At 61.3% G+C, this 19180-nt stretch carries 13 protein-coding genes; 3 read left to right on the plus strand and 10 right to left on the minus strand.

What is annotated here, in order from left to right; genetic code table 11:
• Window positions 1-6: 6 nt before the first annotated feature.
• From BLU78_RS05920 to BLU78_RS05965, 10 genes are read right to left on the minus strand one after another with little or no spacing between them, the layout of a single operon-like run.
• On the minus strand, window positions 7-1005 hold the full coding sequence (locus BLU78_RS05920; protein WP_010261851.1) for a DUF5017 domain-containing protein: 999 nt from the start codon (window positions 1003-1005) through the stop codon (window positions 7-9).
• A 21-nt stretch (window positions 1006-1026) separates the two neighbouring features.
• The gene (locus BLU78_RS05925) at window positions 1027-2652 is read right to left on the minus strand and encodes a RagB/SusD family nutrient uptake outer membrane protein (RefSeq protein WP_026020702.1); all 1626 of its coding nucleotides are present in this window, start codon (window positions 2650-2652) and stop codon (window positions 1027-1029) included.
• A gap of 19 nt (window positions 2653-2671) precedes the next feature.
• Window positions 2672-5818 carry a SusC/RagA family TonB-linked outer membrane protein gene (locus tag BLU78_RS05930; protein WP_010261854.1) on the minus strand — a complete coding sequence of 1049 codons (3147 nt, stop codon included), beginning with the start codon at window positions 5816-5818 and terminating at the stop codon, window positions 2672-2674.
• Window positions 5819-5852: 34 nt separating this feature from the next.
• Window positions 5853-7625 (minus strand): L-fucose isomerase, encoded by a 1773-nt coding sequence (locus BLU78_RS05935; RefSeq protein ID WP_010261856.1) that lies wholly within the window; start codon window positions 7623-7625, stop codon window positions 5853-5855.
• A 22-nt stretch (window positions 7626-7647) separates the two neighbouring features.
• Window positions 7648-9096 carry a sulfatase family protein gene (locus BLU78_RS05940; protein ID WP_010261858.1) on the minus strand — a complete coding sequence of 483 codons (1449 nt, stop codon included), beginning with the start codon at window positions 9094-9096 and terminating at the stop codon, window positions 7648-7650.
• The gene (locus tag BLU78_RS05945; RefSeq protein ID WP_009597978.1) at window positions 9093-10580 is read right to left on the minus strand and encodes a sodium:solute symporter family protein; all 1488 of its coding nucleotides are present in this window, start codon (window positions 10578-10580) and stop codon (window positions 9093-9095) included. Before BLU78_RS05945 ends, BLU78_RS05940 begins: the two co-directional genes overlap by 4 nt.
• Window positions 10581-10612: 32 nt before the next feature.
• Window positions 10613-11524 carry a dihydrodipicolinate synthase family protein gene (locus BLU78_RS05950; RefSeq protein WP_010261865.1) on the minus strand — a complete coding sequence of 304 codons (912 nt, stop codon included), beginning with the start codon at window positions 11522-11524 and terminating at the stop codon, window positions 10613-10615.
• A gap of 22 nt (window positions 11525-11546) precedes the next feature.
• Window positions 11547-12422, minus strand: a complete 876-nt coding sequence (locus BLU78_RS05955) for an alpha/beta hydrolase (RefSeq protein WP_010261868.1) — start codon at window positions 12420-12422, stop codon at window positions 11547-11549.
• The gene (locus BLU78_RS05960; RefSeq protein WP_010261871.1) at window positions 12419-14479 is read right to left on the minus strand and encodes an FG-GAP repeat domain-containing protein; all 2061 of its coding nucleotides are present in this window, start codon (window positions 14477-14479) and stop codon (window positions 12419-12421) included. Before BLU78_RS05960 ends, BLU78_RS05955 begins: the two co-directional genes overlap by 4 nt.
• A 49-nt stretch (window positions 14480-14528) precedes the next feature.
• Complete coding sequence (locus tag BLU78_RS05965) at window positions 14529-15587, minus strand: LacI family DNA-binding transcriptional regulator (protein ID WP_231290796.1); 1059 nt, start codon at window positions 15585-15587, stop codon at window positions 14529-14531.
• A 115-nt stretch (window positions 15588-15702) separates the two neighbouring features.
• On the opposite strand from BLU78_RS05965, the gene BLU78_RS05970 reads away from it, so the two are divergent.
• From BLU78_RS05970 to BLU78_RS05980, 3 genes are all read left to right on the plus strand, one after another.
• Entirely contained in the window at window positions 15703-16842 is a 1140-nt protein-coding gene (locus tag BLU78_RS05970; RefSeq protein WP_026020703.1) for a DUF6786 family protein, read from the plus strand.
• A gap of 11 nt (window positions 16843-16853) precedes the next feature.
• Entirely contained in the window at window positions 16854-18479 is a 1626-nt protein-coding gene (locus BLU78_RS05975) for a ribulokinase (protein WP_026020704.1), read from the plus strand.
• 241 nt (window positions 18480-18720) lie between these two features.
• Window positions 18721-19173, plus strand: coding sequence for a 6-pyruvoyl trahydropterin synthase family protein (locus BLU78_RS05980; protein ID WP_176791124.1), 453 nt, complete (start codon window positions 18721-18723; stop codon window positions 19171-19173).
• Window positions 19174-19180: the final 7 nt, after the last annotated feature.

Consider the following 19180-nt stretch of genomic DNA (forward strand, 5'->3'; position numbering starts at 1 on the left):
GTCGTTTTATTGGTTCCACTCTCCGGGCAGCGGCGGCGTGATGCCGCCTTCGTCCTCGATAATCCGGACCGAGACTTTTCGGATGACCTCCTTGCGGCCGTAGACATTTGCGTTGGCCGCCACGAAAGCGATTTCGTAGTCGCCCGGTTCGGTGTAGGTATAGGCATAGCTGCTCAGCGAAGCCTCGGCCATCGCCTTGATGCCGACGCCGAAGTCGGGACCGTCGTTGATCTGGTCCATCCGGTAGATGGGACCGCTGACGGCCCAGCATTCGCGGGAGACCGAGGGCTGGAACTCGCTGCGGAGGAGGATGCGCGAGGCATTGACGTCGGGCAGCGAGGAGGCCCCTTCGAACGAAGCCGCCTGCACGATCTGCCAACGCATGTCGGCGAAATCGTAGAGCGTGGAAACCGACTCCCCGGCTATGCCGTTGAGCTTCGTGGCCTGGATGTTCCATTGCGTGCGGCCGTTCTTTATCGCAGCATCATAGGGTTCGACGACCCAATGAAAACTGAAATAGAGCGGAGATTCGGGGTCGGAGAAGTACTCGGTGACATTCACGTCGCCCGAGAGCAGAGCGGTAATCCCGGTGTCGGTCGGCATCTTGAAACGGTCGGTGATGTCGATCCACGTGGCGGCCCGCACGGCCTCCTCGGTGTACTCACCCGAGAAATCCGTGGAGTAGCAGACTGGAACGCGTGAAGGGTTGGGATTTCCGGCCGTTCCCGAGGTGGTCGTGGTGGAGAAGGAGAAGGTCATCTCGCTGTCCGTGATCCGGTCGGTATCCTTGTAGGCATAGTCGTTGCCCTTCTCGCCCGAGTAGAAGATGATAAAATCGGGGTTGCCGCTGAAATGGAACCGGACGGGTTCGCCGACCTTGAAGGTTTCGGCTTCGAGCGAAACGTCGAAATGCACGTCGTCGACATCGTCGAGGTTCTTGCGGCATCCGGTCGTCAGCGCCGCGAATGCCGCAAACAGCAAGAGATATTTTATTGTCTTTTTCATAATCGTTTGATTGTTTGGGTACTACCATCCGGGATTCTGTACCAGCGCTCGGTTGACACCCAGTTCGTAGGTGGGGATCGGCCATATCTCGTCGCGCCGGTTGACGCTGTTGTAGGTGCGTCGGGCGTTTACGTAGTACGAAGAGGTGTAACTGTCGGGAATGGCTGCCGCGAGGCTGCGGGCGTAGCGCATCCGGTCGTAGAATTCACCCCAGCGCACGATGTCGTCCTTGCGGAGCAGCTCGAAGCCCAGTTCGCGCGGACGCTCGTCTTTGATGGCTTCCAGCAGGTAGCTCTTGTCGCCCGTTTCGAGGTCGACGCTCGCATCCGGCGTGTTGATGTCCTTTCCGAAGCCGCGGCGGCGCACCTGGTTGACATATTCGTAGGCTTGTTTCAGGTCGTCGGCGCTGTGGTTGTCGGGGTCGGCGGCAACGCCTTCGGCCCAGATCAGCAGGATGTCGGAGTAGCGCAGCAGCGGGAAGTTGATAGGCGTGTAGTTGGTCGACCGCGGTTGGCTGAGTTCGTATTCGCGGCGGAATTTACCGCAATAGCGAATCCAGATATTGGACGTTTGTTCGGTCTTGGCGCCCGTCGTCGTGTTGTAGGTGAACGGGGCGATGGTCCAGTCGCGCCGCAGGTCGCCGGTCTCGAAGAGCGTGAAGAAATAGGGCGTCGTGCGGATCGCGCCGATGGAGTAGCCGTAGAGATCGACGACCGATTTTCCGGTATCGCCGATGATGTTCGTGCTCGAGCAGCCGATGCCGTTGTTGCGGCCTACCATGCCGGCCGTCGTGGTGTAGGTACCCTCGTTCGTGCCCCAGAACTCCACCTCAAAAAGGCTCTCGCCCACGTCGTATTTGTCCTGGATGTAGTTGATGAAGACCTGCTCGTAAGAGGCGTTCATCGCGTGGCTTCCCGTGTCGATGACTTTCTGGGCATACTCCTTCGCCTTGGCGTACATTCCCGGTTCCTTCACGGGGTAGCCCGCCATATAGAGGGCCACGCGTGCCAGCATTCCGTAGACGGTCGATTGGCTGACACGGCCCGGCGACTGCAATTCGGCGGCCGTGCGAACCAGCGGAGCCGCTTCCTCCATATCTTTGATGATCTGCAAATAGACGTCGCGCGTGCTGCTCTGCGGCGTCTGCACGCTCTCGCGGTTGCCGTCTTCGGGAACACTGAGGATCAGCGGGATGTTGTGGAACCGGACGACCAGCAGGAAGTGGTAATAAGCCCGCAGGAAAAGCGCCTGCCCGTAGATGTTGTTGCGGGTGGTTTCGTCGAGCTGCGGTTTGTCGATGTATTTGATGAGCATGTTGGCCCGGCCGATGCCGTCGTAGAGGTCGCGCCAGAAGGTGAGGATCTTCGAATCGGCGGGCGAAACGTCGTAGTCGCCCACCGAACCGTAGTCCGAGGAGTAGCTTTCGTAACCGATGTCGGCCGACAGTCCCATACGCCCCAACAGGTTGTTGCCGTAGAGCGTCGTGTTGGCCAGCGTGGCGTAGACCCCGTTGAGCGCCGTGTTCATCTCGGTTTCGTTGTTGTAGTAATTCGACGGGGTGACGAAATCCTGCGGCTCGGTGTCCAGCAGGCTGCACGAGGCCAGGAAGAGCACGCAGAGGCTTAATAGAGTAATATTTTTTTTCATATTCGTAGGCTCCGTTAGGTTAGAAGGTGACTTTGATGCCGGCCGTGTAAATCCGGTTGCGTGCATAGGCCGAGTAGTCGAAGTTGGGCGTCAGGGCCGAATTGCGGGTCGAGACCTCGGGGTCGAGGCCCGAATAGGAGGTCCAGGTCCAGAGGTTCTGTCCGGAGATGAAGACCTGAACCTGATTCAGATGGATCTTCCGGGTGAACTTCTTGGGCAGGGTGTAACTCAGCTGAAGGGTTTTCAGGCGCAGGAACGAACCGTCTTCGATGGTCCTCGAACTGTAGACGCCCGCAGGGCCGCGGCCGCCGACGCGGAAATTCTTGCTGTCGGTGTTCGTCGGCGACCAGCGGTCGACGTAACTCTTGTACTGGTTGATGGATTTGTTGGAGTAGTTGCCTTCGAAGATGATGCGGTTGGCGTTCATCACGTCGGAACCGTAGCGCCACTGGAAGAAGACGTTCAGGCTCAGGTTCTTATAGGTGAAGTTGTTGTTGAATCCGCCCATGTGGATCGGCTCGCAGCGTCCGATGACCACCATGTCCTGGTCGTTGACCACGCCGTCGCCGTTCTGGTCGACGTATTTGATGTCGCCGGGCTGGATGGAGCTGCGGTCGTTGCCGTTGGTGGCGACGCCCTTTTTCAGCGTGTAGTTGCCTGCGGCGTCCTGATCGAAATCCTCGTAGCCGTAAACCCCGGCCCATTCGACGCCGTAGAACTGTGCGATGGGCTGTCCGACTTTGGCCAGATAGAGATAGGTGGAGTTGAAATCGCCCGTGAAGCTGATTTTCGAGAGGTAGTTCTCTTCGCCCTCGGAGAGCGCCAGCACCCGGCTGCGGTTGAAGCTGATGTTGAAATCGGAGCTCCATTCGAAGTGGCGCGTTTTGACGTTCACCGTGCTCAGTGAAATTTCCAAACCGCGGTTGCGAACCTTACCGATGTTTTTGAAGACCGTACGGTACCCCGAACTGTACGGCAGGTTGGCATTCAGCAGCAGGTCGCGGGTCTTCTTCTGGTACCAGTCCACCGTCAGGCTGATGCGGTTTTTGAAGAGGCGCAGGTCCAGGCCGGCGTCGATCTGCTCGGTGCTCTCCCAGATTAGGTCCTGATTGCCCAGGCTGCTGGTGACGATGGCGTCGGCGGGCTGTCCGTTGTTGAACGAATAATAGTCCGAAAGGGTCAGCGACGGGTGTACCGAGTAGTCGCCGATGCGGTTGTTGCCGGTGACACCGTAACTGATGCGCAGTTTGGCGTCGTCGATGAAGCGCAGGCGGCGCATGAACTTCTCCTCGCCCAGACGCCAGGCGAAGGCTCCGGAGGGGAAATAGCCCCAGCGGTTGTCGGGAGAGAATTTCGACGATCCGTCGGCGCGGAACGAAACGGTGAACATGTACCGCGAACGGAAGCTGTAATTGATACGTCCGAGCCACGACATGAGGTAATTCTCCGTCAGCAGCGCCGTCATCGAATCGGGCAGACCGTCGTCGATGCCGCTGATGCCGAGCGACTCGTTGGGGATTTGCATGCTCGAATAGCCGAAGCGCCGCTGGCTGCTGCCCTGCAGCGTGAATCCGGCCACGGCGTTGAATTTGTGACGGCCGTTTTTCCAGTCTTTCTTGTAGGTCAGCATGTTCTCGTTCATCCAGTCGGTCCGGGTCGTGTTCATCACCGAACCGTTGACACCCTTTGAGTTGGTGAGCGTCTGATAACCCTTGTAGGTTTTGGAGTTGTTGAACTCGCTGGCCTCGGTGAGGAAGCGCGAGTAGCCGCCGCTGATGCTCAGACGGAGGTTCTTGTGCAGGTTGTAATCCAGTTTGGCATTGGAGATGAAGGTCTGTTTGCGCGTGACCTTGTCTTCGTTCTTACTCGACAGGATGGGGTTCATCGTCGACGAATTGTTACCGTCGAAATAGTCGTCGAAGAGCTCTTCCTCCGAGTTGACGTTGGTGATGACCGGGCGGTAGGCCCATGTGCGGTACATCAGGTACGAAGCGTAGGCGTTGCTTGTCGACAGAGCGGTGGATGAGGTCTGTCCGTAGGTCTTGTCGCCCATGTAGCTGGCATTGACCGTCACCTTGGCGTTCTTGTTCAACTGCTGGGTCAGCGAGATGCGACCCTGATACTTCTCATACCCCGAATTGAGGATCACGCCCTTCTGGTCGGCCATCGAAAGCGAAACGGCATACTTGGTCTGCTTCGTACCGCCGGTCATCGAGAGGTTGTGCATGTGGATGGCGGCGTTGCGGAAGAGTTTGTCCTGCCAGTCGATGCCCTGACCCATACGCTTGTAGTCTTCGAGCGTACGGTCGAGGTTGTTCAGGTAGGTGTCGACGCTCGACGGCTGGCGCTCGATCTGGTACGTGACGAAATCGTAAGCGTCCATCATATCCATCTTCTTGGTCACGGTCTGGAATCCGTAGGTTCCCGAGTAGGTGATGACGGGTTTGCCCTCTACGCCCTTTTTCGTTTCGATGATGATGACGCCGTTGGCGCCGCGGGCTCCGTAGATGGCCGTCGCCGAGGCATCTTTCAGTACTGTGATCGAAGCGATGTCCGCCGAGTTGATGGCGGCGTTCGAGAAATCCTCGATGGGGAATCCGTCGATGACGTAGAGCGGAGCGTTGCTTTGGGTCAGAGAGTTGGCTCCGCGGATGACGATGTCCATTTCGGCTCCGGGCTGTCCGTCGGACGACGAAACCGAGACACCGGCCAGACGGCCTTGGAGCGCCTGGTCGAAGTTCATGACCGGGGCTTTCACCAGGTCCTCCATCTTCACGCTGCTCAGCGTTCCGGTGATGTCTTTGCGGGCCTGTGCGCCGTAGCCGATTTCGATGACGACCTCGTCGATGGCGCTGGCCGACTCTTCGAGAGCGACGTCGATGCGGGTGCGGTTGTTCACGGCGACCTCCTGTTCGGTGTAGCCCAGCAGCGAGAACACCAACACGTCGCGGGCCGACGCCTGAATGGAGTAGCTGCCGTCGCCGAGCGTGGTCGTTCCGCGCGTCGTTCCCTTCACGAGGACGACGGCTCCGGCGATAGGCTGTTTGGCCGCATTGGTCACCTTGCCTTCGACTTTGCGAGGTGTCTGGGCCGATAGCGGCGTCGGGCTGCCTCCTGCGAGGAGCAGGAGCAGCACGGCGCGGCATATCATCTGTATGGGTTTCATAGGTCGATGGTTGTAGGTTTAGGTTGTCGGTTCGTTAGCGGTAGACGGGTCCATAGTTGTTGCAGGCCCGGTAGTCGGCCCCTTCGGGATCGGAGCCGAAGGCGGCCCAGGCCGAAGGACGGAAGATTTTCTCCTCGTCGACGTTGTGCATGCAGACCGGAATGCGGAGCATCGCGGCGAGCGTGATGAGGTCGGCTCCCACATGGCCGTAGGTGATGGCTCCGTGGTTGGCGCCCCAGTTGTTCATCACGTTGTAGACGCTCCTGAAAGCTCCCCTGCCCGTCAGCCGGGGGGCGAAATAGGTCGTGGGCCACGAGGGGTCGGTGCGTTTGTCGATGTGCTCGAAGATCGCACGGTCGACGTTCACGGCCCACCCTTCGGCGATTTGCAGCACCGGACCCTGGCCTTTTATCAGGTTCAGGCGGCACATCGTGACCGGCATGTCGCCGCGCGTGAAGAACTTCGACGAGAAACCGCCGCCGCGCATGTATTCGCGGCCGGCCGGGTGCCAGGTCGTCGCTTCGAGGCACCGTTCGGCCTCCTGTTCGGTGATCTCCCAGAAGGGTTTCATCACGGGGTTGCCCTCGGCGTCGGACATTGCGCCCGAGGCGTCCAGCGTGCTGCTTCCCGAGTTGATGAGGTGGATGATGCCGTTCGCGGCCTTGCCCGTCAGTTTCCTGCCCGTGGCGCGCTCTACGGCCTCGGGGCTCCAATAGGAGCGCACGTCGGAGAAGAGCTGCGCTTGGTTGGTCAGCAGGTGCATGAAGAGCATCGAGACGCCGTTGAGCGTGTCGTTTTCGGTGGCGAAGGTGTAGGCTTCGCGGATGCCGTTCCAGTCGAACGACGTGTTGAGGATGGCTTCCGAAAAGTCGCCGTCGGGGCGGAAGTCGGTCCACTGGCGCTGGCCCTGGAAACCGCCGGCGATGGCGTTGTGTCCGGCGGCCTCCTCTTCGAAGCCCATTTCGGCGAGCTTCGGATTGCCCACCATGAGGTCGCGGAAGATCATCGTCATTTTGACCACATACTCCCACACCTCGTCTTTCTTTTCGCGCGAATAGCGGAGGTGTTCCGGGTTGAGGTCCTCGCCTTCGTGTGTCTTGCAGTGCTTTTCGACCCAGGCCATAGCCCGTTCGAACTCCTCCTTGTCATAGATGCCCAGCTCGATGCGGCGGGCGATCTCCGAGCAGTCCACGGCTTCGTTGCGCATGCCCAGATACTCCTGGAAGAAATCGGGATCGGGCATTGACCCGGCAATGCCCATCGACACCGAACCGATCGAGAGGTAGGATTTGCCGCGCATCTCCATGACGGCGACGGCCGCGCGGCCGAAGCGCAGCAGCTTCTCCTCCACGTCGGGGGTGATGCTGTTGTCGTCCTGCTCCTGCACTTCGGAGCCGTAGATGCCGAATGCGGGCAGTCCCTTCTGGTTGTGCCCGGCCAGCGCCGAGGCGAGATAGACGGCTCCCGGACGCTGGGTCTTGTTGAAGCCCCAGATGGCTTTGGGCATCAGCGGGTCCATGTCGATGGTTTCGGAGCCGTAGCACCAGCAGGGCGTCACCGAGAGGACAGCCCCGACGTTGTTGTCGCGGAATTTGTCGGTTGCGGCGGCCGCTTCGGCCACGCCGCCGATCGTCGTGTCGGCGATGACGCATTCGACGGGGACGCCGTCGGCATAGCGCAGCTTCGCGGCATAGAGTTTCGCAACGCTCAGGGCCATGCCCATCGTCATCTCTTCGAGGGATTCGCGGATACCGCCGCGGCGGCCGTCGATGATCGGACGGATACCGATTTTAGGATGGTTTGTCATAGGTCGGATGATTTTTCGGTTCTTATTCGTAAATTTTCGGATGAGGGAGCGTCACGAAATCTTCGTCCTCGATCATCTTGTAGGTCAGTTTCAGGATCAGGTCGTTGCGGATCTCTTTCAGCGCCGGATCGTCGATCAGGTTGCGCTGTTCGCAGGGGTCGTTCCGCAGGTCGTAGAGCTCGAACATCGGGCGTGTCGGCGAGAAATAGAGGCGGCTCGAAAGCGCATCGAGCTCTCCGCTCCTGTGCATGCGTTTCAGTTCGGCGAACATCTCCGTGCCGGAGAAATCGATGGGCACCCACGGCAGACCGGGCAGCAGGTTGTAGATGAGTTTGTACCGTTCGCCGACGATGCAGCGCATCTGGTCGAAGACCGAGGTTTTGCCCGGCAGCGAATTGGTCGCGTGGCAGCTCCGCACGGAGTAGACCCACCTTTCGGCCGGAGTTTCGCCCTGCACCATGAGGGGCAGGAGGTCCGCACCCTCCATCTCTTCGGGAACCGGCAGCCCGGCGGCCGCCAGACAGGTCGAGGCGATGTCCACGTTGGAGACCACGGCGTCCGTCACGGCCGGGGCGATGCGCCCGGGCCAGCGGACCAGGAACGGCACCCGGATTCCGTTTTCATAGAGCGTGCCTTTGGCCATGAACTGCGCTCCGCCGTTGTCGCCCATGAAGATGACGATCGTGTTGTCGCTCAGGCCGTGTTCGTCGAGGTAGCGCAGCACCTCCCCGAAATCAGAGTCCATCCGGTGTATCTCGTCGTAATAGGCCGCCAGGTATTCGCGGACCAGCTGCGTGTCGGGATAGAACGGCGGGAGGGTCAGCGACCGGGGGTCGTGCACCTTCGGGGCGTCGTAAGGCGTGTGGGGATCGGAATAGCAGAGTTGCAGGAAGAAGGGCTTGTCCTTGTCGCGGCGCTCCATGAAGGTCCGGAACTGGGCGTTGATCTTCCAGTGGTTCTTGCCCCTGCTGGCGTCGGCGACGACCATGCAGGTGTCGAGCCGGTCGGGGAAGGTCTTGTAGCCGTGCTCCGCGTAGTAGAGTTCGACCTCCTTGATCTTTCCGACCCGGCCGCTGACGGCTCCGTCGAGGTGGTAGCCGCGCCCGGCGACGCCCGTGTAGTAGCCGTTCTCGCGCAGGTATTCGGGAAAGGCGCGGAAGCGGCGGGCGAGCGTCACGTTGAAGCGGGTCATGTTCACCGCCACGGGCGAACGCCCCGTCATGATCGAGGCGCGCGAAGGCACGCTCTGCGGCGAGGTGGCGTAGGCGCGGTTGAAGCGCACTCCTTCGGAGGCGAAACGGTCGAGATTCGGCGTCCGGATGTCGGCGTTGCCGTAACAGCCGACGGCGAAGGCGCTCTGGTCGTCGCTCAGCACCAGCAGGATGTTGGGCTGTTTCTGGGCCGCCACGGCGGCGCTGCCGCCCAGGACGCCGCCGCAGAGCAGCAGTCCGGTTTTCAGTCGGGTTTTCATGCGTTTTCGGCTTTGCGGTTCGTGAGTTTCGTGAGCAGGAAGCCCGTCAGGAAGATGACCGTCGTTCCGAAGACGATGGTGAGGTAGGTGTGCAGCGGGCTGTGGAAACGGTAGAAGGGCGAACCTTCGTTAATCAGCGGCGAGAGGCTCATCCAGGCGATGGTCAGCAGTCCGAGGATCACGGCGACGACCGCATGGGCCCGGCGCACGGTCTTGCAGACGACGCCCAGCAGGAACAGCCCCAGCATGCCGCCGCTGAAGATCGACGCCAGTTTCCACCAGGCGTCCAGCACGCCGTCGATGCGCATCATCATCAGTCCCATGATGATGCCCAGGGCTCCCACGACGAACGACGTGGCGTAGAGCACCCGCATGCTCTTTTTCTCGGAGAGTTCCTTTTTCGAGAGCCGCTTGGCGAAGTCCGTCAGCACGATCGTCGCCGAGGAGTTGATGCTCGTGGCGATGGTCGACATGCCGGCCGAGAAGAGCGAGGCGATCACGAGGCCCGTGAGGCCCGTAGGCAGTCCGTGGACGATGAACCACGGGAAGACCTGGTCCGAGGGCGTGCCGGCGGGCAGCAGTTCGGGACGCGCCGTGTAGTAGGAGAAGAGCGCCGTGCCGATGTAGACGAAGACCAGCGACACGGGTATGTAGAGCAGACCGCCGAAAAGGGTCGACTTCACGGCTTCGGCCGTCGAGCGGGTCGTCATGTAGCGCTGCACGTAGTTCTGGTCGATGCCGTAGTTCTGCATGTTGACGAACAGTCCGTAGATGAGCACCACCCAGAAGGTCGGTTCCGTAAGGCTTGCGCCGAAGCTCCCGAGGCTGAACTTGCCGTGTTCCGAGGCTATCGCGAAGAGCTGTCCGGGACCTTCGGGCATCGTGAAGGTGAGGATCGCGGCGCAGGCGACGGCCCCGACGATGAGGATGATGCCCTGGATGGCGTCGGTCCAGACCACGGCGGCGATGCCGCCCAGCAGGGTGTAGATCAGCGTGGCGATGCCCGTGCAGATGATGATGGTCTGAATGTCCCAGCCGAACATCGTGTTCAGCGGCAGGGCCAGCAGCAGCAGAATCGAGCCCACGCGGGCGAGCTGCGTCAGCAGGTAGCAGACCGCCACGTAACAGCGGGCCCAGTAGCCGAAGCGCATTTCGAGGTAGTGGTAGGCCGAGACGCTGTTGATTCCGCGGTAGAGCGGGATGAAGACCTTGGCCGCGAGCCATGTGGCGATGGGGATCGAGAGGCTGAATACGAAGGGGTTCCAGTTGCCTTTGTAGGCGTCGCCGGGAAGCCCGAGGAAGCTGATGCTGCTGACGAACGTGGCGAAGATCGACATGCCCACGACCCACGTGGGCAGCGAACCTTCGGCGGCGGTGAATGCCGCGGCGCCTTTACGGCTGCGGAAGTAGAACGAGCATCCGAAGAGGGCGACACCGCCCACGAAGATGAAAAAGACGAGGTAATCGAGTATGGTTATCTCCATTTTTTATCGGGTTAGGGGGATTTGGTTGTGTGTTATTCGCCGCATTCAGCGCCCAGGGCTTCGAGGGCCTTGCGGATGCGGGCACGCTCCTCGGTGCGGAATTTCCGGTAGGGATAGGACATGTAGTCGTCGCAGATGCCCAGCAGCGAGAGCGCGCATTTGACGCCTTTCAGGTAGCTCGACCCGTATTTGCCGACGGTGTAGAGCGACGTGCTGATCTGCATGATCTTCCGTTGCAGCGCGTGCATCGTGTTCACGTCGTGGTTGCAGGCGGCGTAGTACATCTGCACGTAGAGTTCGGGGAAGATGTTGGCGCCGCCGTTCACGCCGCCGTCGGCGCCCATCACGACGCTTTCGCCCGTCAGCTCTTCGGGACCCACGTAGAGGGCGAAATCCTCGCGGCCGCCCAGGTGGTAGAGCAGCGTTTGGAAATAGGTCATGTTGGCCGAGCTGTCCTTCAGTCCGACGATGTTCGGGTGGTCGGCCAGCGTTTTGACGGTCGCGGGTTCGAGGAACACCTTCACGTGCGACGGCATGTTGTAGAGGAAGAGCGGCAGCGGCAGCGCGTCGGCCAGCGCCGTGTAGTATTCGATCAACTCCTGCTGCGAGGGAGCGAAGTAGTAGGGCGCGGCGGCCACGACTGCCACGGCGCCGCATTTCGCGGCGTGGGCGGCCAGCTTGACGCTCTCGTCGAGCGACGTGTCGGTGACGCCCACCAGCACGGGAACGCGCCCGGCGACCTGACGGCATACCAGTTCGACGAAGTCGTAACGGCATTTGTAGGAGAGGCTCTGCGCCTCGCCGGTGGTGCCGAGCAGGAAGAGGGCGTGGACGCCGCCGGCGAGGATGTGCTCCGTGAGTCGTACGGTGCCTTCACGGTCGATTTGGTCGTCGCCCTTCAAGGGGGTAATCATCGGGGGAATGATCCCTTTGATAGTCTTCATTTTTTTATGTTTTTGTGTTTGATCAGTTGGTTGTCTTGTGTTGTTCGATCCACCGGATGACGGCCGGATAGGTTTCGTCGCCGTACTTGTAGCGTTCGCGCATCCAGAAGCCGTGGCCCCCTTCGGGATAGATATGCATTTCGGCCTTCACCCCGCGGCGGATGAGGGCCCGGCAGAAGGCGATGGAGTTGTCCGGAACCACCGCTTTGTCGTCGCTGCACAGCAGGAGCATTGTCTCGGGCACTCCTTCGTGCACCTGCCCGGAGGTCGAGTGACGTTTGCGCAATGCCTCCTCTTCGCTGCGGTCCCCGAGAAGGTTCTCCCGGGTCCGGACGCTGGAATACTTCATCGAGACGACCGGGTAGACCAGGACGGCGAAGTCGGGGCGCGTCTCCCCGCTCGTGTATTCCGTGATGAGCGTCGAGGCGAAGTGGCCTCCCGCCGAGAATCCGATAATTCCCACGCTGCGGGGATCGATGTTCCATTGCGCGGCGTTGCGGCGGATGACGCGCATCGCCTGCTCGCCGTCCTCGAGCGGAATCCCGGGATGGCCGTTCGGCATCCGGTATTTGAGGATCATTGCGGCGATGCCGTGTTCGTTGAGCCACTCGGCGGTCTTGTAACCTTCGTGTGTGATGCAGACTTTCTCGTAACTCCCGCCCGGCACGACCAGCATGGCCTGTCCCGTGGCGCGGGCCGGATCGGGGAGATATACCAACAATTCGGGGTCGCTGACCCGGATGTAGTAGCCCTTGTCGTTCACGCCTTCGGGCTGCTCTTCCAGACCGCTCTTCGTCGGGGTTCCCTCCGGGAAGAGTTTGACGCGCAGCGGCTCGGCCGCCTGCGACACGGCGGTGGCCAGCAATAGGGCGCAGAGTGTCGTGAGGCAGGTTTTCATCGCGCCTGTTGATTTGCCATCCGGTAGAAGTGGCCGTCCTCGGCCCCCAGCAGGAGTTCCGGCGTGCCGTCGCCCCGCCAGTCGATGGGTGTCGGGCAGGTCGTGTGGCCGGCCAGTATGCGCTCGTTGACGTTGCCCATGTATTCGTACCACACCTCGCCCTGCTCCTCGCGGACGTTGCGGAACCAGCAGGCGTTCTGGCTGTCGACGATCAGGTCGAGACGCCCGTCGCCGTCCCAGTCGATGAAGCAGATTTTGCGGCGCCCGGATTGCCCGCCGATGCCGTCGTTCAGGCGCAGGAGCCCTTCGGATGTCTCCACCACCCCTTTTTTGGCGCTGTAAAGCGAGCAGTTCGTGCCGTGGAAGATGCGGCGTCCGGGACGGAGCAGCAATTCGCCGCCGGGGGTGCGGAAACGTTCGTAATAGGCGAGGTAACCCTCCTGGTCGAGGACGATGAGGTCTGTCAGGCCGTCGCCGTTCCAGTCCATCGCCACGGGCGTCGTGCGCCATTGCGTGACGAGCGTGCCGGGCTCCGGCGTCCACCAGTTCCAGGCGGGTTTGGGAGTTTCTCCCTCCCAGGCCACGCGCACGGGCTGCGCCGGAGCGAGTTTCAGCCCGTCCTTGCTGCCGAGGTTGCGGAACCATTCGATCTTGCCCCAGATCGAGTTGACGATGATGTCGGGAAGTCCGTCGCCGTCCCAGTCGGCCACGGAGAGCACCGTATAGCCCCATTTGCGTTCGGCGGGACCTTGTATCGAGCCGTTCTCCCCGGCCTGGATGCGGATGGGCTTGCCGTTGACGGTGAAGAGGCGCGGAGCGTCCCACACGGGGTTTTCGCCGCCCGAGAGGTTGCGGATGAAAGCGATCTCGCCGGCGGAATTGCCGGCAATGATGTCCTGTTTCCCGTCGCCGTCCCAGTCGAAGGCGCACGGGGTCGAAAGGGCCCCGAATTTCACCAGATCGGCCTGCTGGGTGAAGTAGACGGGCGATTCGAACTGCGGCATGCCTTTTTTGACCTTCCCCGTGTGGCGCACCCAGGCCACGCGGCCGTCTTCGTCGCCGACGATGAGGTCGGGATGCCCGTCGCCGTCGAAATCCGAAACCACCGGGACGATCATCTCCAGATGGAGGCGGATCTCCCCGTGTTTGTTGGCAAGCGGACGTCCCGCCGCAAAGCGGGGTTCCGTGCGGGTTCCGATGTTCTCGAACCAGGTCAGCCCGTCGACGAACTCGCCGCAGATCAGGTCCAGATCACCGTCGCCGTCCCAGTCGGCGATACACGGATTGGGCGCTCCGTAGACGTCGATCGGGGCGCCTGCCGCCTCCACCTTGCCGCGGTTGACATATCCCTTGCCGGTGTTTTCCAGCAGGTAGACATAGCCGTGCAGCGGACCCCGGGTCCAGCGTCCGAGACTGTCGAAAGCGTTGTCCCAGCCGTAGTCGTCCCACGTGTCGATGCCTACGACGATATCCTTGTCGCCGTCGCCGTCCCAGTCGACGTAGTTCCACATATTGCTCCGCGACTTGTTGTAGGTGGCGCCGAGCTCCTCGCCTTCGTAGTGCAGGCGGCGTTTTTTGGCGTAGGGAGCTTTGAAAAAGTCGGGATATTCGAAATTCTTCGAGAGGACGTAAGGTTTTCCGTCCACCTCCGAGAGACGGATGTTGTTCATCCCCTTCTCGCTGATGCGCTCGGCGGCGGCGAAACGGGGATGGCGCGGCGTACCGATGTTTTTAAAGAAATAGAGTCCCTTGTAGGGGCGGTCGGGGCACGACACCAGCAGGTCTTTCACGCCGTCGCCGTCGTAGTCCACGGGCAGCGGAATGCCCCACAGTCCGACCCCCAGGTCGACCGTGAGGCCCGGATTGTTGTGGCGCAGGATGTCCGGGTCGGATTGGGACGGGGTGTCACCCCCCCCCTTGGAATCGGTGACAGGTGACGCCTGTCGAATGTCTGTTACGGCCGATGCCGATGTCGTGACGAGGAGTGCGGCGGCCAGCGCTGCGCTGCGGATGGCGAGGACGCTCGCCTTGTAAAACGGATGGATTGCCGGGTTCATGGTTTTATGTCGGTTTCTTATAAATCGTTTTAGCTTCGGAGCAAATATTTTAAGCTTCCGCGACCGCCGTCTCTGCACTCCGCAGTTCCTCTTCGGGGAGGCTCTCGACGATTTCGGGCGTCAGCACGATGCGCGTGCAGCTTCCGGGCTTGTCGCGTTGTTCGATGCCTTTGATCAGCAGGTCGAGGGCCTCGGTCCCGAACTGTTCGATGGGCTGGCGGACATAGGCGATGGCGGTTTTATAGATGTCGAAGGCTTCGTTGGTGTCGAAGCAGGCGATGGCGATATCCTGGGGCACACGCCAGCCGTTGCGGAAGATGGCGCTCAATCCCTGGCCTGCCAGGGTGTTGGTGGCGAAGAGGAAAGCCTCGACGCGGCGCTGCCGGGCCTCGCGGATGATATCCTCGATCTTGGCGAGTTTGTCATGGCGCAGGTGGTGTATGACGACGTTTTCGCCCATTTCGTTTGCCTGCATGCAGCGGCGGTAGCCCTCTTCGCGTTCGCGGATGTTCGAGAGCCCCATCGAGTAGGAGATCATCTCGATGCGGGTGAACCCGCGCCGGATCAGCGCTTCGGTCGTTTCGTACCCGGCACGGCGGTTGTTCAGCACGACGCTGCTGACCTCCAGGTCGGGCACCTCGCGGTCGAGCAGCACGAGCGGGATGTTCTGGCGGGCGATGTCGCGGATGATTTCGTCCGCGCCCTCGCACGGAACGACTATCAGGCCGTCGATGCCCTTGTTGCGGAAGACCTCGACCAGATTCTCCAACTTCTGCGGATTCTCGTCGGTGCTGCCGAACAGCACGGTGTACTTATGTTTATATGCGTGATTCTCGATGCACCGGGCGATGTCGGCGAAGAACTTGTTCGAGATGTCCGAAACGATGACGCCGATGGTGTTCGTCTTGCCGCTGCGCAGGGTGCGGGCGGCGTTATTGGGCTGGTAGTTAAGCTTCTGAGCGACTTCCAGAATGCGCTGGGCGGTTTCCTTGTTCACCCGGTAGGTATTCTTGCCGTCGGCCTTGTTGTTCATCACGAACGAGACCAGGGCGATCGAAACGCCTGCCTCCGTGGCTATATCTTTTATGGTAACTCGTTTCGTGCGCATATTTTTGGCGTTTTTTTGCAATATCTGGGATTTTCTGTTACTTTTGCAAAAGTAATTAAAACGTTTTAATAAACAAATTTTTTCGCAATTTTTTTGATTTTATCCCTTTCGGAATATGAAAACTTACGGCGAAGCGCGCTCATTTTTGGAGGCTTACGGGGTTCAGGGCGTGGAACTGTCCGATGAATCGGGACGTGCCCGGGTCTATCTGGTTCCGGCGTGGCAGGGACGGGTGATGACCTCGGCTTCGACCGGACCCGAGGGGCCCGGTTACGGCTGGATAAACCGTTCGCTGATCGCTTCGGGGGTCCGGAAATCCCGATTCAACCCTTTCGGCGGCGAAGAACGCCTCTGGCTCGGGCCTGAGGGCGGTCCTTTCTCGCTCTATTTTGCACCCGGCGCCGAGCAGGTCTATGCCAACTGGCAGGTTCCGGCGGCGCTGGACACCGAGCCTTTCCGGGTGGTCGGCCGCGATGCCCGGCAGGTGCGTTTCGAAGCCGGGATGTCGCTCCGCAATGCCGCCGGAACCTGCTTTGAGGTGGGGGTGACACGGCGTGTCGAGCTGCTTTCGCTCCGACAGGCGGAGGCGGCGTTGGGGCATGCCCTGTCGCCGGAGCTCGCTCTGGTGGCCTACCGCAGCGAGAACCGCATCGGGAACTGCGGTCCGGACGCCTGGACGCCCGAGGGCGGCGCTCCGTCGGTCTGGATGCTCGGGATGTTCACGCCGTCGCCGTCGACCACCGTTTTTCTGCCCTGCGACGGCGAAAACGTGCGTGCGGCCGTCAACAGCGACTACTTCGGAACGCTTCCGGACGACCGGCTCTCCGTATCCGGAGGGCTCGTATGCCTGCGGATCGACGGCGCTTTCCGGTCGAAGATCGGGCTGCCTGCGGGCCGCGATACGGGACTCTGCGGCAGTTACGACGCGGTGTCGCATCATCTGACGCTGGTTCGCTGCCGGCGTTCTGCGGCGGGCGACCGCTATGTGGAGAGCCGCTGGGGCGCGCAGGCCGATCCGTTCGGCGGGGATGTCGTCAACGCCTACAACGACGGGCCGACCGAGACCGGCGAGGTGATGGGCCCGTTCTATGAAATCGAAACCTCGTCGCCGGCGGCCTTCCTGCGGCCCGGCGAGACGCTGTGCCACACGCAGGAGGTTTTCCACCTGCAGGGGGATGAAGCCCTGCTCGAAGAGCTCCTCCGCGACCTGGTGCCGGGAGGATTGCGGGCTGTGAAAGAAGCGTTCAACCATTAACCGAAATAACTATGCAACCTCGAACCAATTATCTTTTGGGCGTCGATTTCGGGAGCGATTCCGTGCGGTGCCTCGTTGTCGACGCCGCCGACGGGTCGGAGCTCGCCTCGGCGGTGGTGGCCTATCCCCGGTGGGCCGAGCGGCTCTACTGCGATCCCGCGCACAACCGTTACCGCCAGCATCCGCTCGACTATGTCGAATCTCTGGAAGCATCTGTCCGTCAGGCGTTGGCGGCTTGCGGACGCGACGTTGCCGACGCTGTCTGCGGCATCTCCTTCGACACCACGGCCTCGACCCCGGCGCTGACTGACGCCAAAGGCACCCCGCTGGCCCTGCTGCCGGAGTTCGCCGAGGAGCCCGATGCGATGTTCGTCCTCTGGAAAGACCATACGGCCCTTGCCGAAGCGGATGAAATAAACGATTTAGCAAAGAAATGGGAAGTCGATTATACCCGTTACAGCGGCGGCACTTACTCCTGCGAATGGGTGTGGGCCAAGATGCTCCACTGCCTGCGCCATTCGCCCCGGTTGCTGCCGGCGGCCTATTCATGGGTGGAGCATTGTGACTGGATCAGCGCCCTGCTGGTCGGCGACACGACCCCCGAAACCATCGCCCGCAGCCGTTGCGTGGCCGGACACAAGGCGATGTGGCACGCCTCGTGGGGTGGACTCCCTGCGCCGGAGTTTCTGGAAGCGGTCGATCCGCTGCTGGGCCTCTTCCGCGGCCATCTTTATTCCGATACCGTCACGGGCGACGCGTGCGTCGGCCGGTTGTGCGGCGAGTGGGCCGCCCGGCTGGGACTGAAACCGGGCATCGCCGTCGGCGTGGGGGCCATCGACTGCCATGTCGGGGCCGTCGGGGCCGGGATCGTCCCCGGGACGCTGGTCAAAGTGATGGGAACCTCGACGTGCGACATCGTGGTAGGCACTTACGAGGAGGTCGGCAGCCGGACCGTGCACGGCATCTGCGGTCAGGTCGACGGTTCGGTGCTGCCCGGGTATATCGGTTTCGAGGCCGGGCAGGCCGCCTTCGGCGACCTGTATGCCTGGTTCCGGCGGGTGATGGCGTGGCCGCTGCGGCAGATCGCCAAAAGCGATCCGCAGCTCGAAGAGCGAATCCTCGGGGAACTGACGGCCGAAGCCGAACGGCTGCCGCTGACGGCCGAAGACCCCGTGGCGCTCGACTGGCACAATGGACGCCGCACGCCTGATGCCGATCCCCGGGTGCGGGGTGCGTTGGACGGGCTGACCCTTGCGACGTCGGCGCCGGCGATTTACAAGACGCTGGTCGAAGCGACGGTCTTCGGGTCCCGGGCCATCAACGAGCGGATGCTCGAGGAGGGGGTGCCCATCGACAATATTCTCGCCATCGGCGGCATCGCCCGCAAATCGCCCTTTGTGATGCAGACGATGGCCGACGTCATCGGCGTTCCGATCCGGGTGGCGGACAGCGACCAGGCCTGCGCCCTGGGTGCGGCGATGTTCGCAGCGGTCGCCGCCGGGCTCTACGGGTCGGTGCAGGAGGCCCAGCAGGCGATGTGTCCCGGTTTTTCGGACGAATATTTGCCTGATATGGAGCGGCATGCGATTTACGACCGTCTTTATGACCGCTATCTGAAACTCGGAGGTCGTCGCTGAACAGGCGTTCCGGAGCGTTAAAAGCCGCAGGCCGCGGGCAGAACCAAACGATTGATTGGCTTTTGCCCGCAGCTTGCACTATCTTTGGCGTTGCCTTAGATAGGCTGTGCCTCGGCAGAACTCAAATAAATTTGTTTCTGCCCTCGCCTTGCACTATCTTTGACTTTGTCTTAGACAGGCGGCGGTTCGGAAGTGCTCAAATAAATTTGGCACTCCGCTCACCTTGCACTATCTTTGCAATATGACAGTGATCAGATTGACCAAGGAATTTTCATTCGAGGCGGCGCATGCCCTCGACGGATACGACGGGCCGTGCCGCGAGATTCACGGGCACTCCTACCGGTTGTTCGTGACGGTGAAAGGCTGCCCGGCCGAAGATGCGGACGATCCCAAGTGCGGGATGGTGATGGACTTCGGGGTGTTGAAGCGGATTGTGAACGAGGAGATCGTTTCGCGTTTCGACCATGCGCTGGTGCTCCGGGATTCGGCGTCGGGTGCGGAACTGCGCCGGGTGCTCGCCGCACGATTCGGAAATATCGTTACGGTGGACTATCAGCCTACGTGTGAGAACATGCTCGCCGATTTCGCCCGCCGCATCGCTGCCCGGCTTCCCGAAGGTGTTGCGCTCCATTCGCTGAAGCTCCACGAAACCGCAACCTCGTTCGCCGAATGGTTCGCCGGCGACAACGAGTGACAGCTCC

The sequence above is a fragment of the Alistipes timonensis JC136 genome, from assembly GCF_900107675.1.
In the GTDB taxonomy this organism is placed as follows: Bacteria; Bacteroidota; Bacteroidia; order Bacteroidales; family Rikenellaceae; genus Alistipes; species Alistipes timonensis.